Consider the following 13,628-nt stretch of genomic DNA (forward strand, 5'->3'; position numbering starts at 1 on the left):
AGCAATACACGAGTCTCCTCCCTAACAGCAAAAAAACTGACCCCGCCAGTAGAGTCAGTTCACAAGAGAAGATTTTTTTAAGTAGTTGTCAAATACAAAGTTTCCAAATGGAATAAACGCAACAACCACAGCACCTGCAGCCCATTTAAGAGACCATCTTATTTTAAACGTGATATATGCAATGAACAGAACATAAGTGATAAACAAAAAGCCGTGTAAAGCTCCTACAACACTTACTGCTTGCGGGATGTCAAACCAATATTTCAATGGCATTGCTAAAAATAGCAGGACAAGTAATGATCCGCCTTCTATTAAACCCATCATTCGAAATTTCCCCATAGTGTTTGTCATTATCTATCAGCCTTTCTTAACCAAACATGATTTCTTATATTATAAATCACTTCTGAAGTTCCTCATCCACATATCCATGACAATCCTGTGAATATCATACAGAAAGACAGTGCGGTCCACACTGTTTTCCTAACATTTATTCACTTTCGTTAGCCTGCTTATATTCCTTTAGCGCCAGAATGCCTTCATCCAAATAGGATAAAAAGCTAACTTCCACTTCCTTATCCAACATTCCTATCATATTTTCCTGGATCTTTTCAAAATTATAAATGATCATTTCTGTTTTTAAGCCACGACTCACGAGTACACTATTAAGCCACATTACATAGTCTACAAAAGTCTGAGTATCATTGAGTTTGTATGCTGTGTGGAGGTATAAGAAGTGATAGTAATTATCTTCAATGGTTCTTTCTCGTCCTTTATCACCAAACTTTTCATCTAGGAAAGGAAAATCATTATACATGGTTATGACGACTTTTTCTACAATCGGTCCTACGTCCAAGTCACCTATGTCTGCTTTTATTTTTTGAACGGTTGATGACTGCGAATGATTATTCATGTTGCCACCACCTTGAACTTCGTAATGGTTGGGATAATGGAGGCAAGCTCTTGGTCTGGGTATTTCTTCTCAAGTTCATGAATTCTTTTATACTCTTCACTTCTAACCCAGAGCAAGAATTCTTCTTTAGTATCCCATTCCATGAACACGGTGAGCTCTCCAGCTTTATTTTCATTTTGGAGTAATAGAAAACGCTGAAAGCCCTTTGCCTTTTCCACAAGTCTAGAACGGTTATGATAGATCGAAATTACTTCATCTGCTTTTTCAGGTGGTACTACGAAAGTAGAATGAACAATGTACATAATATGTGTCTCCCTCTGATTGTAATCATAAAGAAAAAAAAGATGCTGACTACTAACATCTCATCCCATGTTTTCTATTTATCTATCGGTGCATCCTTACATGTTAGATACAGGTAATTCAATATTTCGCCGCTTCAATTCATCAAGTATAAGCTTCAAAAACTCTTCATTTAAGTCATTTATTATCGCTGCTTCATAAACTTCTATCAAAGATTCATTACTTAACAAATCCATTGAAACCCCTCCCATATAACGGATATTTTAAGTATTCGATGAATGCCACTTATTTAATTTTCAAAACGGTACGTATAACCCATCAAGGTATGTTTGTGATTATTTTAAATAAGATAGCCGTACATCATCTTTTTAAAATTCCCATCATTTATATGTGAAGTAATAGGATTCGTAAGTTTATCCCTATATTTTTAGTTATCTTATCTAGCATTCTAACGAAACACATTCCTTTTTGTCCAATTTCTCTTATACATTTGAGCATTTTATTGTTGCTTTTCGGTGCACTACTATGCCATTTCACCCGTAAAGATTCAACATTTAACAACCATCATTGGAATTTTTATGAAATGCTGGTTAGCAAAGCATTGTAAAAAAGAAAAGCTCAAACCACGAAGTTCTAAAACGTTAAAATTTCGTGATTTGAGCCAATAGTTCTTGGACTTCATTTATTTTCAATTTGGAAATGTGTGCATACTTCTCATGGTTGGTAAAGTAAGCAAAATATGTTTCGTTTTTAGGTGTAATATGTGATAACATTCTTAAATTAACAATATAGGATCGATGTGTCCGGTAAAAATTCTGATCCAACTGTTTATAGATATCACTAATATTTTCATAAGTTTCAATTGCCTGGTTGGTAGTATAGATTATACATTTCTTCCCTGACTTTTCAATGAAAATGATATCCTCAAAAGGTATATAGTAAAAGGAACTATTGGAACGGATTGATAACCTTTTATTCTGGTTTTTTTCATCCGCATCTTCCATCTCAGTAAGCAACTGGGCTTTTGCACGCTCCAGTGCTTTGTATAATCTGATTTTCTCAATAGGCTTTACAATATAGTCGACTGCAGAAATAGCAAATGCCTCCACCGCAAAGTCGTTATAACCTGTCACAAAAATAACCTTTAGGGTAGGAGAGAATTCAAGGCATTCTTTTATTGCCTCCAGGCCACTTTTCCCTGGCATATTAATGTCGGCGATAACAAGATCCACTTTGTTTTTCATTACACTATCAATCAATTCTTCTCCACTATTACAAGTATCTACAATTAGAAACTCTTTCAGTTCTCCAATAAAAAACTCCAATATTTCAAGAGAATCTTGATTGTCATCAACAATAACTAAATTTATTGGTTTCAATCGAAGAAAACCCCTTTCTTTCGATGTATTATATCGGTACCTTTACCCAGAAGGTACTCCCTGTTCCCTCTATACTTGATACGCCAACAGTACCTTTCATTTCTAAAACGTTCTGCTTTACTAGAGTCAAACCAATGCCTGTCCCTTCAATCCCTGGAGTGGCATGATTTACTCTATAAAAAGGTTCAAAGATGTTTTCTTGATGCTTTTGAGGGATGCCAATACCCGTATCTTTTACAAAGATAGCTAAATAACTGCCGTCCACTCTCCAATAGAGGGTGACGGCTCCATTCCTTTTATTGTATTTAATGGCATTGTTTAATAGATTAACTAATACTTGCTGAAAACGGATCGGATCGATTTCAATGGAAAGATCCTCTACATCTTTTTCAATGTGAAGCGTTATTCCTTTTTCCGTTGCATTGTTGCGAACAGAATGCAAGCTATCCCAGATTGCATCTTTTATCTGAACCGCCTTAACATTTGTTTTGATTGCTTCTGGTTTTGTATCTATTCTGATTAGCTCTAAGATGTTATTAATCAGTTGCAGAAGATGCCTGCTCGAACTCAATATTTTGGCAAGTCTGGATTTTTGTTTTTCGGTAAGCGGATCTTTTTGATCATTCTCCAAAACTTGACTGTATCCAATGATGGAATTTAAAGGTGTTCTTAACTCATGGCTAATCATAGCCAAAAAATTCGTTTTTGTTGTGCTTGCTCTTTCTACTTCATTTCGTTCAATGATAAGCTTTAACTTTCTCTCGTTTTCCATAAGGTGCAGATTTGCCACTTCCAACGTTTCTGTGTTTTGAGTGAGCTCGTCCACTTTAGTCATTCTGTCCAACACAATGGTTACCTGATGACAAATAGAATGAATTAAATCAAGTTCTTCTGATGTAAAGGTGGCACGTTTTTTAGAACCAAAAGAAATGGTACCAACAAGTTCTCCAAAGGATAATAGGGGTTCACAAACATATGCTTTAATCCCCAATGGACGAATTAGGTTCAAAATCTCATCCTCGCAATCATCCATATTCTCGAACACCATTCTTTTCTTATTTAGTGCAACAGCACCACACACGGCATATCCCTTTTCAAGAAACTTGAAAGTATCCACTTCTTCCATACGAATTCCATAATGGTTTGTTAACACTAGACAATTTTGCTCTTTGTCCCAAATATAATTAAAATAAATATCCAAGTCCAACACTTGTGAAAGCCTATTGTATAAGGAATCTAATAGTTCTTTCGGATCCTTGATGGAAGTCAACATAGCAGCAAATTCATTTAGAACATGAAGCTTTTCAGTTTGTCTGAGTAGTTCTTCTACCGTACTCTTTTGTACACTGATGTCTAAAAATAGCATGCAGAAATTGGTTGAATCAAATGGATAGATGATGACTTTAAACCACCGAACTGGATTTTCCGAAAGTTTCATTTCGTGTTGTACAAAAATGCCTTTTTGTATTACACTGTATGTATATTTAAGTAATATATTAAATGCATCTTTATTCAATAAATCAGGGAGTAATTTCCCCGCTACCGATTGATTGTTTTGACCAAGGATATTCATGGCCCCATCATCAATAGAACTGACTTTGAGGTCAGAATTGAATAGAATCAATCCCTTAGATACAAGAAGAGATTCACGTTGCATTAAACTATTAACCCCGATTATCCCCAACCTCCTTATCTTTGCTTATTGAAGGATATACCACAAATCATATAAGAAACGTATAATTAGCATGTCTTACCTCAATTAGAAAGTGTAAAGGTAGGTGATGATCATAATCACACATGCCCGTATTTTTCACATGAATAGCACATTAAAACTTGTACTATATGCATTATAGCTTTTATAGTTTAATATTTGAACCTTATGTTTCTTATCTTCATTATGTATGCTTTGCTATTTTACATCTAAACACTATTGAACAACCACTCAAAACGGCACTTTTCATGTAGCTTTTCCCTTCCTTTCACGCCAAAATCCCCTTATTTCACAAGCTTTTTTCTACTTTTTGATAATAATACAAAAAACATCATACCTTTTATTGAAATAATGTTTACCATATAGAAACTTAACAATATTTACCGCCCCAAAACAACAAAAATAGAGAAGCAAAAGCCCCCCTACTAGTTTTCTGTAAGACTTATAAGAAATTGCATAAACACGGTTGCTCCTATCCCCATATACTCTATATAAGGGTTCATCTCCCACATTCCATGCTGATATAATCCATTCATCACTATATCCCTCCCTTCTATAAATCTACTGGCTCTGACCGCTCCTGCAACCAATTATTCAGGTATTCAGGCAGCCTCCCATTTTGAACAGAAGTTCCTGTATGTCCACCTTTTAAAATGTGAGCAGTCTTATCGACACTAGCTACCTCGTTCATAATAGGAAGGATGTGATCTAGCGGTACAAGTCGATCTCCCTCTGTACCTACAACTAGAAGACTTGCCTTGATATTGGATAGCTTGGCTTGTTTGCCGTCAATTTTACTTTTATTTTTAATAAGCTTGTTGTCCCTCGTAAAATCTTCAATGATTTGTTTGGCAACACCACTTGTTAATGGAATATGTCCTTTAGTCCAAGTATTAAAACGATGCCATTTCTCTACATATGCTTTATCCTCCCTGTTCAGCAGTAGAGAAAGATAAGGGGTAAAATAAACAGGCGATGTAACCAAACGTATGCCTGCTTCTACATGGGAGGATGGAATAATTCCAAGCTCATCGATATACCGGGTGCTGTCCATTTTATCTTCTCTCAAAGCCTTTACCCATTCATCAAAATATGCAGGGTTGCTGAAATCAACAGGAGTGACAAATAGGACAAGATTTTTTATTGGTTCTTGTGCAACAGATGCATACATAGCCGCGAGAGTGCCACCCAGACAATAACCCAAGATGGTTATCTCATCGGCACCGGAATGCTTGATTGCCTTATTTACCCCATTCTGAATATACTCAGTAATGAAGCTATCCAAGGTCATATCCCTATCCTCTAAACCCGGTTTGCCGAAATCGATCATATACACATCAAACCCTTTTTTCACAAGAGCTTCAATGGTACTTCCGCCGGGAATCATATCCAAAATAAAGGGCTGATTAATCAAGGAATAGATGATAAATATTGGAACGTTGTACTTTTTCTTAGGTGCCTTGTAATACCAGAGTACGGCTTTGTTTTTTCTCCAAACAGCTTTCCTTGCCGTCACTCCATCCTTAAATGGTGTTTCATTATAGTGCATCATTTCCTTTTTCCATGCATTAAAATAAACATCACTCATCTTGATCACTGGCCATGGAACGGACAATCTTTTCATCCTGACCAGGTAATATAGATACTATTGCATGACGTTCGGCCATATCCTCCATGATCACTTTCACCATGTTTTTTCCCATGGATAACTGTTGAGCTTGTGTTTGTCCAGTTGTGGCCAACCCTTCATCAAACTGTTCTTCAAGACGGTCTATCTTTTCTTCAATTTGAATAAGCAACCTGGCAATATTGGCAACATCGTTCTTAGTGGGAAAGTTATATTTTAATGACAGCACTTCTACTTGTTCTCTCACCATACGTAATTTTTCAGCTTCTAACTCGCTTTCCAATCCAACAATATGGAATACCGATTCCTTGTTGAGACCTGACTTTATCGTTTCATTCCACTCATTTTCCACTTTTATTGCTTTGACCTTTAACTTTTTTTTCCTTTCATCTTTATTATTGCTTGAATGCAACATCCATCATTCACCCTTTCATTCCATTTCAACATCATATTAAGGAGGTCATTCCTCCATCTACCACCAAAATGTGACCAACACAATAGTCTGATGCATGGGAGGATAAAAACACCGCTGCTCCCTTTAAATCATGTTCGCCTCCAAAACGCTTTGCAGGAATCTGTTCTTTTAACATTGGCGCAGAGTGCTCGATTATTTTTTCGGTAATTTTTGTAGGAAACATTCCAGGAGCAATCGCATTCACTTGTATATTAAATGGTGCTAGTTTTACTGCTAGATCTTTTGTAAATGTAATGACCCCTCCTTTGCTCGTATTGTAGGCAATGGTGTCCATTAATTTTGGATCTGTCCCGCCCATGCCGGATACAGACGCAATATTGATTATTTTGCCGTACCCTTGCTTTTGCATCACTCTTGCTGCCTTTTGACTGAATAAAAATAATCCCTTTAAATTAACATTCATCACTTTATCCCACTTGTCAGCCGGCAAATCCAATGTTGGCGCCATCCAGGAAGTGCCACTGTTGTTTATAAGGATGTCCAATGACCCAAAATGCTTTACCGTTTCATCCACTACATGTTGAATTTCTTCCTCTTTTGTAACATCACACGGAAATGAAAGTGATTTTACGCCTTTTTGTTTCAATTCCTCGCTTACTTTTTGGCAAGATGCCAGATCACGTGAACAAACAACAACGTTCGCCCCAGCCTCAGCAAGTGCATATGCCATCTGTGCCCCAAGCCCTTTTCCTCCACCTGTCACAATTGCAGTCTTGTTCTTTAAATTGAATAAATCTTTTACCTCCATGTTGTGTCCCCCTCTTTTGGTTGCTAGTTTTCCATTTTCAATCTAGTACCAATTAATAGATTCCATATAGTATAGTAGGGAACCACTCAAGAGGTGTGAAAAATGATGAAATGGTGGAGGCGGAAAGTAAAAGGTTAAAAAAGTACGAAAAAAAGGCCCTCCATCTGGAGGGCCTTTTTTTCAACCTATGTCAAAATTACTTTTGAACGTTAGTTGCTTGAGGTCCACGAGCGCCTTGCTCGATTTCGAAAGTTACTGTTTGACCTTCTTCTAAAGATTTGAAACCTTCGCCTTGAATAGCGGAGAAGTGAACGAATACATCGTCTTGTCCGTCTACTTCGATGAAACCGAAACCTTTTTCAGCGTTGAACCATTTTACTTTACCTTCTAACATTATGTTTCCTCCTACAGTGGAACATTTCCACAATTGTATTACCATTCTTGCTCTGCATAATCTTTCAAGACGAAAAACTTTGAAGTAAATTCCTTCTATCAGCCTTACCGAACAAAAACAATTAACTTAATCATAGAGGTTATGTATCAAAAAATCAAGTTTTATTTGGTTTTGCTAGTAACTTCCATTAAAAAGTATTCTTTGTTACGGGTGAAGACAATCAAGATTTGCTGCAACGATGGTGATTTTCTATAGTAGTGTACCCATTTTTCAACTTTTTATAAACCTATATTCTATAAATTTTTTTAAAAGTACCCCTTCATTTTTTTCATATGCTTTCTCTGGAAAATACTTTTTTAAAAAATAAGTCATTTAATACTTTTCTTTTTTCATTTGTTTTTGTAAGATAGTACAATATTCAAAAACAATAGACAAATGTACTTTTAGGGAGGACATCAGACACCATGAGAAAATTTGGGCTTTTACCAAGAATTATTCTTGCCATTATACTAGGTGTGGCTGTCGGAAGTTTTGCACCGGAATGGTTTGTTAAGGTATTCGTTACCTTTAATGAAATATTCGGCAACTTTTTAGGATTTGCCATTCCATTAATTATTATTGCATTCATTGCGCCAGGTATAGGGGAAATCGGGAAAGGTGCAGGCAAATTTCTTGGATTGACTGCTTCTATAGCCTATCTGTCGACTATCGCAGCTGGAGTCCTGGCCTATTTCGCGGCAAGTGCGTTGTATCCTACTATTTTAAAGAACGCAAATTTAACAGGTGAGATGGAAAATCCAGAGGAAGCATTGGTGAAGCCTTTCTTAGAGCTAGAAATTCCAGCACCATTTGAGGTGATGACTGCCTTAATTATTGCATTTACAGTAGGGCTTGGAATGTCAGCAATCAAAGGAGACGCGTTAAAGATTGTCATGATTGAGTTCAGAAGCATCATCGAACTTGTCATTTCCAAAGTAATCATCCCACTTCTACCTATTCATATCCTTGGAATATTCGCCAACATGACCTACGGCGGGCAAGTTCAAACGATTATCAATGTGTTTGCAAAAGTATTTGTATTGATTATTTTATTGCATTTATCCATGTTGCTCATTCAATATTCCGTAAGCGGTGCTATGTCACGAAAGAACCCTTTTGTGATGCTTAAATCTATGATGGCTGCCTATTTTACAGCACTTGGCACACAGTCATCAGCCTCCACCATTCCAGTTACTTTAGAGCGTACCAAGAGAATGGGAGTTAGAGAAAAGACAGCAGATTTTACGGTTCCTTTACTTGCCAACATCCATCTTTCAGGGAGTACTATAACGATTGTTTCATGTGCGATGGCGATTATGTTCATTAATGGAATGGATTATTCCCTGTATATTGTACTACCTTTCATTATGATGCTTGGTGTAACAATGATCGCTGCTCCTGGAGTACCGGGTGGGGCTGTGATGGCTGCTATCGGACTCTTACAGACCATGCTTGAGTTTGATGCAACCATGGTCTCCTTGATGATTGCACTTTATCTTGCACAAGATAGCTTTGGTACAGCTTGTAATGTGACTGGTGACGGCGCGATTGCAAATGCTGTCGACAGACTTACGGTTTCTAAATAATATAAAAAGGTGGCGCCCAATTATTCTATCGGGCGCCACCTTTTTGGTGAAAATATATTTTATTTAACCGCACAAGCTACTCTATCATAGCCAAATTGTTCTAAGAATTCGTTATACGCTTCAATTTTTCCGAGAATTATGTCATGCTCTGCTCCTCCGGGAGTAGTAGCTTCCATCTCCTTGCAATACTCCTTGATTCTTGATTCCACATAAGAAATAATGGCTGTTTCATTAAAAGAAGTCATTTCCTATCACCTCACAAATTGATAGTAATCAAATACCCTTCTTCCAAATACAACAAACAAGACCAAGCACATCCATAAAAAAGAGACTCACACCTGAGTCCCCTATTTTTGCTATTCTCCTAATTCCACCAAATCAGAAACAGAAACTTGTGTCCGTTCTTCTCCCGGTCCGCGAAGATGCACTGTCGCAGTCTGGCCATCCTCACTTAGGGAGTCAATCCACACTTTTGTTCCTTCAAAAGTTACCTCTATTGTTGCGGAAGAGGCTAATATTTGTCTTGCACGTCTTTCATCCATTCTCGTCACTCCCTGCTTCATTATTCATTCATCACTTGATTCAAACTTATTCTTCCAATAATAAGTCATTTTATCCCTTGGAAGTTTAAGCTTTAAGGTATTTTGTCAACAATGGAAAAAGAGGTGAATGAGATGAAGTTAAGGCAGGAAGAAAAAGAACAACTAAGCGAAGCCATTGATAAGATGAATGAAAGCCTGGACAGATTTATTGAATTCTATAATGAATCTGAAGATGATAAACCCATCATTTCATTCAACGATGAGGTGACACGACTGATAGAAGCAGGAAAACAAAAATACGGGGAAGAAGCATTAACACAAAAAATTAATTCGATTGTAAAAGAAGTGCTCTCTTTTATTTCCTCAGAGGATGAGTAATAGATGGATAGAATTAAAGAACAAACTTCCCTTATTTTCCGGTTCGTACACTGGCCTTTAATCGCACGAATACTAGTCATCATATTTATCATAAATATTACGTTTGGAGTTCTCATCCATTTTATTGAACCTGCCGAGTTTCCATCTATTTTCGATGGGGTATGGTGGGCAATTGTTACTACAGCAACCTTAGGTTATGGAGATTATGTTCCGGTTACCGTCACTGGCCGATCATTAGCTATTATTCTTATTTTATTTGGTACAGGGTTTGTCACTACTTATTTTGTATCACTGGCTGCAAGTGCCATCGCCACACAAAATGATTACTTGGAGGGCAAAGTGGATTATCGAGGTTCTGAACATATTATCGTTATTGGCTGGAATGAGCGGGTAAGAGAAACGTTAAGACAAATCAATTCAATGAGCAAAAAACCTTTATCAATTGTACTTGTTGATTCAACCTTGGAAAAAAATCCTCTGCATGATCAGAACGTGCATTTTATAAAGGGAAACCCTTGTTATGATCAGACTTTGCTTTCGGCCAATGTAAAAAGTGCCGAATTTGTTGTCATATCAGCGGATCAAAGTAAGGATGAAGTTCAAGCAGATATGAACTCTGTGTTAACACTTTTGGCTGTAAAAGGATTAAATCCGGATGTGTACACAATTGTAGAGATTTTGACGTCTGCGCAAGTGATTAACGCAAAACGTGCTGGAGCGGATGAAGTGATTCAAACCAATATGTTTACAAGTTATGTTATGACGAACAGCATGATGTCCAATGGAATGTCCAATACCTTGTTAACTATGTTGGATCAACTAAAAGGAAGCAAACTGAAGTATCTAGAAGTGGAGAAGGATATGGCAGGAAGCACATTTGAAACATTGAGCAATCAAATGCTTCAGAAGAAAATACTTCTCATTGGCATAAAAAGAAGAGGCGACACAATGGTCAATCCTCCTCTCTACACGCTCATACAAGCGGATGACTGTCTGCTTGTTATTAAAGACTAATCTCTGCCAAGTGCTGCTTCTAATTCATGTACAAGTGTATGACCAAGTTCAATAAATTCTTTTGGGAAAGTGGCATCCGGGTCTTCCGGTTCTGAGAACTGGTCAAATGATGCCGTTCTGTTCCAGACATGAACGTTGTCATCTATCCCAATTTGGTATTTGTGAGAAAGCAAGAACGGTCTGCCTAATTCGACTGTGGTCCCTTGTGAATCCAATTGACCGTCTACTGATTGAAATGGAACTCTCAAAAATTGATAGCCGACCTCATCGTCTATTTTGTAGTCAAAATAGCCGTGGTCATAGTCCCAGTTTCCTCCGATGGAATATCCGATGGCTTTTAGTTCCTGCTCTAATTTATACAACTGAAACTCCGCACCTTCGATTTTTGAAGGAATAGGAATCATAGCAATCCCTCCTTTTATATGGGTAGGTTTCCCCATGGAGGGGTTTTCATGCATAAGAAACAGGGATCGTTCTAGACCTTTTTGGTCAAAGAACGATCCCTGTTTTCATTTTACTTTAATCGTTTTTCTAGTTCTGCTTTGACTTCTTCGAAACCAGGTTTGCCTAGAAGTGCGAACATGTTCACTTTGTATGCTTCTACTCCAGGTTGGTCAAATGGGTTTACTCCAAGAAGGTATCCGCTCATCGCACATGCTTTTTCAAAGAAGTAGACAAGGTAACCGAACGTGTATGCGTCCATTGCAGGAATGTTGACTACAAGGTTTGGTACTCCTCCGTCTGTATGAGCCAGTAGCGTTCCTTCGTATGCTTTTGTGTTAACAAAATCAACTGTTTCCCCTGCAAGGTAGTTTAGGCCATCCAAATCAGCCGCTTCTTCCTCTACTGTCAACTCATGGCGTGGGTTGTCCACTTTGATGATGGTTTCAAAAAGGTCACGACGGCCCTCTTGAACATATTGACCCATGGAATGAAGGTCTGTAGAGAAGTTGGCGGACGCCGGGAAGATGCCCTTTTGGTCTTTTCCTTCACTCTCTCCGAAAAGTTGCTTCCACCATTCAGAGAAGTATTGAAGGCCTGGTTCATAGTTAATCAGCATTTCGATTGTTTTTCCTTTGTTGTAAAGGACGTTACGAACAGCAGCGTATTGGTAAGCCTGATTTTCTTCTAATTCTGAGTTAGAAAACTCGCGGCTTGCATCTGCTGCACCTTTCATCATCGCTTCGATATCCGCTCCAGATACAGCAATCGGCAATAATCCAACCGCTGTAAGTACAGAATAGCGTCCTCCTACGTCATCCGGAATGACAAAGGATTCATAGCCTTCTTCTGTAGCCAATGTTTTAAGAGCTCCGCGCGCTTTGTCTGTTGTAGCGTAGATACGCTTGCGAGCTTCTTCTTTCCCGTATTTTTCTTCTAGAATTTTACGGAAAATACGGAATGCCAATGCCGGTTCTGTTGTTGTACCAGATTTGGAAATTACGTTAATAGAGAAATCTTTTCCTTCTATTAGTTCCATTAGATCTTTCATATAAGTGGAACTAATATTATTTCCAACAAACACAACCTGAGGAGTTTTTCTTTGTTCCTTTGTTAAAGCGTTATAGAAAGAATGATTTAGCATTTCTAGAGCTGCTCGTGCGCCAAGATATGAACCACCGATTCCGACTACTAATAAAATATCCGAATCGTTTTTGATTTTTTCTGCGCTTTTTACAATGCGTGCAAACTCTTCTTTGTCATAATCTGTAGGCAGATCAATCCAACCAAGGTAGTCATTCCCCGCACCTGTTTTTTCATGTAATGAGTGATGGGCAACCTTAACCGCATCACGTAAGTATGTAATTTCATGTTCGCCAAAAAAAGATAAAGCTTTTTTATAATCAAAGCGAATATGTGTCATTTATAATAACCTCCAAAAACATATTTGCATGCCAATTTTCACTTTACATAATCCTGTCCGATAATTCAAGGATTCCCCTTCTCTGTAAGCGGATACAACTGAAATAATTAATTTCCTGTTGCTTATACTCACAAGAAAACGGTTATACATAATGTATAACCGCTCTCTATCTTCACTTTTCTTTACCATCAAGTCGGTTCTACTTCCACTTCTTCTTTTTCCTTTTTCGCCACGACAATTCGAATGTATTCCCGTGGCTTAAATGGTTGGATGACATTCGAGCTTCCCTGTTGATTAGATCCAATAAGCACAATGGAAGAATCCCCATTGTAATAATGGTCCACATAATCCCTTTTTTGCTCAACGCTCAACCACCATGCACCAGCAAATAAAGTAGAAAATATGGATAGTGCAACAGCTGCTTTTCTTTTCACCATATCTACCACCACCTACAACTAGGATGGCTAAAAAATCGACATTTTATGCAGTTGGAAAAAATTTTTTTTGAGACATTTTGACGAGTTTCTATCATATTTAATATGCAGGACAAAATCGGTCCATACTAACAAACAGTAAGGATGCAAGCGGTTATGATTTAGTATATAATTTGATTTAGTAATTTTTCTTTACAAATAATTATTCCTTTTTACATGTAACAAGG

18 protein-coding genes are annotated in these 13,628 nt (G+C 37.6%); 3 read left to right on the forward strand and 15 right to left on the reverse strand.

Annotated elements, in window-relative coordinates; translation table 11 throughout:
• Window positions 1–54 precede the first annotated feature (54 nt).
• From LG307_RS18085 to LG307_RS18130, 10 genes are all read right to left on the reverse strand, one after another.
• Complete coding sequence (locus LG307_RS18085; RefSeq protein WP_404450502.1) at window positions 55–321, reverse strand: DUF3817 domain-containing protein; 267 nt, start codon at window positions 319–321, stop codon at window positions 55–57.
• Between the two features lie 166 nt (window positions 322–487).
• On the reverse strand, window positions 488–910 hold the full coding sequence (locus LG307_RS18090) for a hypothetical protein (RefSeq protein ID WP_404444868.1): 423 nt from the start codon (window positions 908–910) through the stop codon (window positions 488–490).
• Complete coding sequence (locus tag LG307_RS18095) at window positions 907–1,212, reverse strand: antibiotic biosynthesis monooxygenase family protein (RefSeq protein ID WP_404444870.1); 306 nt, start codon at window positions 1,210–1,212, stop codon at window positions 907–909. The genes LG307_RS18090 and LG307_RS18095 overlap by 4 nt, the downstream gene beginning before the upstream one ends.
• Before the next feature lie 96 nt (window positions 1,213–1,308).
• Window positions 1,309–1,446 (reverse strand): sporulation histidine kinase inhibitor Sda, encoded by a 138-nt coding sequence (sda, locus tag LG307_RS18100; RefSeq protein ID WP_404444873.1) that lies wholly within the window; start codon window positions 1,444–1,446, stop codon window positions 1,309–1,311.
• 405 nt (window positions 1,447–1,851) lie between these two features.
• Complete coding sequence (locus LG307_RS18105; RefSeq protein ID WP_404444876.1) at window positions 1,852–2,589, reverse strand: LytR/AlgR family response regulator transcription factor; 738 nt, start codon at window positions 2,587–2,589, stop codon at window positions 1,852–1,854.
• A gap of 28 nt (window positions 2,590–2,617) precedes the next feature.
• Entirely contained in the window at window positions 2,618–4,246 is a 1,629-nt protein-coding gene (locus LG307_RS18110; RefSeq protein WP_404444879.1) for an ATP-binding protein, read from the reverse strand.
• Between the two features lie 607 nt (window positions 4,247–4,853).
• Window positions 4,854–5,915, reverse strand: a complete 1,062-nt coding sequence (locus LG307_RS18115) for an alpha/beta fold hydrolase (RefSeq protein WP_404444883.1) — start codon at window positions 5,913–5,915, stop codon at window positions 4,854–4,856.
• A complete protein-coding gene (locus LG307_RS18120; protein WP_404444885.1) occupies window positions 5,881–6,342 on the reverse strand; it encodes a hypothetical protein in 462 nt (153 codons plus the stop codon). Before LG307_RS18120 ends, LG307_RS18115 begins: the two co-directional genes overlap by 35 nt.
• 31 nt (window positions 6,343–6,373) lie before the next feature.
• Window positions 6,374–7,150 carry an SDR family oxidoreductase gene (locus tag LG307_RS18125; RefSeq protein ID WP_404444887.1) on the reverse strand — a complete coding sequence of 259 codons (777 nt, stop codon included), beginning with the start codon at window positions 7,148–7,150 and terminating at the stop codon, window positions 6,374–6,376.
• A 196-nt stretch (window positions 7,151–7,346) separates the two neighbouring features.
• Window positions 7,347–7,544: a cold-shock protein gene (locus LG307_RS18130; protein ID WP_010196375.1), complete on the reverse strand. Its 198-nt coding sequence runs from the start codon at window positions 7,542–7,544 to the stop codon at window positions 7,347–7,349.
• Between the two features lie 464 nt (window positions 7,545–8,008).
• On the opposite strand from LG307_RS18130, the gene LG307_RS18135 reads away from it, so the two are divergent.
• Complete coding sequence (locus LG307_RS18135) at window positions 8,009–9,169, forward strand: dicarboxylate/amino acid:cation symporter (protein ID WP_404444889.1); 1,161 nt, start codon at window positions 8,009–8,011, stop codon at window positions 9,167–9,169.
• A 59-nt stretch (window positions 9,170–9,228) separates the two neighbouring features.
• Here the strand turns inward: LG307_RS18135 and LG307_RS18140 are convergent, their stop codons facing one another.
• A complete protein-coding gene (locus LG307_RS18140) occupies window positions 9,229–9,414 on the reverse strand; it encodes a hypothetical protein (protein ID WP_404444892.1) in 186 nt (61 codons plus the stop codon).
• Between the two features lie 111 nt (window positions 9,415–9,525).
• Window positions 9,526–9,711, reverse strand: coding sequence for an H-type small acid-soluble spore protein (locus LG307_RS18145; RefSeq protein WP_404444895.1), 186 nt, complete (start codon window positions 9,709–9,711; stop codon window positions 9,526–9,528).
• A 132-nt stretch (window positions 9,712–9,843) separates the two neighbouring features.
• Here LG307_RS18145 and LG307_RS18150 point away from each other — a divergent pair, with 132 nt between their 5' ends.
• Window positions 9,844–10,089, forward strand: coding sequence for an atypical membrane-integrating protein (Mistic protein) (locus LG307_RS18150; protein WP_404444896.1), 246 nt, complete (start codon window positions 9,844–9,846; stop codon window positions 10,087–10,089).
• A gap of 3 nt (window positions 10,090–10,092) precedes the next feature.
• Window positions 10,093–11,103, forward strand: a complete 1,011-nt coding sequence (locus tag LG307_RS18155) for a potassium channel family protein (RefSeq protein ID WP_404444899.1) — start codon at window positions 10,093–10,095, stop codon at window positions 11,101–11,103.
• On the opposite strand, the gene LG307_RS18160 is transcribed toward LG307_RS18155, so the two are convergent.
• The 3 genes from LG307_RS18160 to LG307_RS18170 all read right to left on the reverse strand — a co-directional run bounded on the left by LG307_RS18160 (window position 11,100) and on the right by LG307_RS18170 (window position 13,404).
• Window positions 11,100–11,507, reverse strand: a complete 408-nt coding sequence (locus LG307_RS18160; protein ID WP_404444901.1) for a YugN-like family protein — start codon at window positions 11,505–11,507, stop codon at window positions 11,100–11,102. The genes LG307_RS18155 and LG307_RS18160 overlap by 4 nt on opposite strands.
• Window positions 11,508–11,617: 110 nt before the next feature.
• Window positions 11,618–12,967, reverse strand: coding sequence for a glucose-6-phosphate isomerase (locus tag LG307_RS18165; protein ID WP_404444904.1), 1,350 nt, complete (start codon window positions 12,965–12,967; stop codon window positions 11,618–11,620).
• Between the two features lie 188 nt (window positions 12,968–13,155).
• The gene (locus tag LG307_RS18170; RefSeq protein WP_404444907.1) at window positions 13,156–13,404 is read right to left on the reverse strand and encodes a hypothetical protein; all 249 of its coding nucleotides are present in this window, start codon (window positions 13,402–13,404) and stop codon (window positions 13,156–13,158) included.
• Window positions 13,405–13,628 lie beyond the last annotated feature (224 nt).

It is taken from the genome of Sutcliffiella horikoshii (genome assembly GCF_044809035.1).
In the GTDB taxonomy this organism is placed as follows: Bacteria; Bacillota; Bacilli; order Bacillales; family Bacillaceae_I; genus Sutcliffiella_A; species Sutcliffiella_A horikoshii_G.

Excerpts from the sequence above, each read along its gene's own strand:
- LG307_RS18085 (WP_404450502.1), bottom strand. The coding sequence starts at position 321 with ATGGGTTTAATAGAAGGCGGATCATTACTTGTCCTGCTATTTTTAGCA.
- LG307_RS18090 (WP_404444868.1), bottom strand. The coding sequence starts at position 910 with ATGAATAATCATTCGCAGTCATCAACCGTTCAAAAAATAAAAGCAGAC.
- LG307_RS18095 (WP_404444870.1), bottom strand. The coding sequence starts at position 1,212 with ATGTACATTGTTCATTCTACTTTCGTAGTACCACCTGAAAAAGCAGAT.
- sda (WP_404444873.1), bottom strand. The coding sequence starts at position 1,446 with ATGGATTTGTTAAGTAATGAATCTTTGATAGAAGTTTATGAAGCAGCG.
- LG307_RS18110 (WP_404444879.1), bottom strand. The coding sequence starts at position 4,246 with ATGCAACGTGAATCTCTTCTTGTATCTAAGGGATTGATTCTATTCAAT.
- LG307_RS18120 (WP_404444885.1), bottom strand. The coding sequence starts at position 6,342 with ATGTTGCATTCAAGCAATAATAAAGATGAAAGGAAAAAAAAGTTAAAG.
- LG307_RS18125 (WP_404444887.1), bottom strand. The coding sequence starts at position 7,150 with ATGGAGGTAAAAGATTTATTCAATTTAAAGAACAAGACTGCAATTGTG.
- LG307_RS18130 (WP_010196375.1), bottom strand. The coding sequence starts at position 7,544 with ATGTTAGAAGGTAAAGTAAAATGGTTCAACGCTGAAAAAGGTTTCGGT.
- LG307_RS18135 (WP_404444889.1), top strand. The coding sequence starts at position 8,009 with ATGAGAAAATTTGGGCTTTTACCAAGAATTATTCTTGCCATTATACTA.
- LG307_RS18140 (WP_404444892.1), bottom strand. The coding sequence starts at position 9,414 with ATGACTTCTTTTAATGAAACAGCCATTATTTCTTATGTGGAATCAAGA.
- LG307_RS18145 (WP_404444895.1), bottom strand. The coding sequence starts at position 9,711 with ATGGATGAAAGACGTGCAAGACAAATATTAGCCTCTTCCGCAACAATA.
- LG307_RS18150 (WP_404444896.1), top strand. The coding sequence starts at position 9,844 with ATGAAGTTAAGGCAGGAAGAAAAAGAACAACTAAGCGAAGCCATTGAT.
- LG307_RS18155 (WP_404444899.1), top strand. The coding sequence starts at position 10,093 with ATGGATAGAATTAAAGAACAAACTTCCCTTATTTTCCGGTTCGTACAC.
- LG307_RS18160 (WP_404444901.1), bottom strand. The coding sequence starts at position 11,507 with ATGATTCCTATTCCTTCAAAAATCGAAGGTGCGGAGTTTCAGTTGTAT.
- LG307_RS18165 (WP_404444904.1), bottom strand. The coding sequence starts at position 12,967 with ATGACACATATTCGCTTTGATTATAAAAAAGCTTTATCTTTTTTTGGC.
- LG307_RS18170 (WP_404444907.1), bottom strand. The coding sequence starts at position 13,404 with ATGGTGAAAAGAAAAGCAGCTGTTGCACTATCCATATTTTCTACTTTA.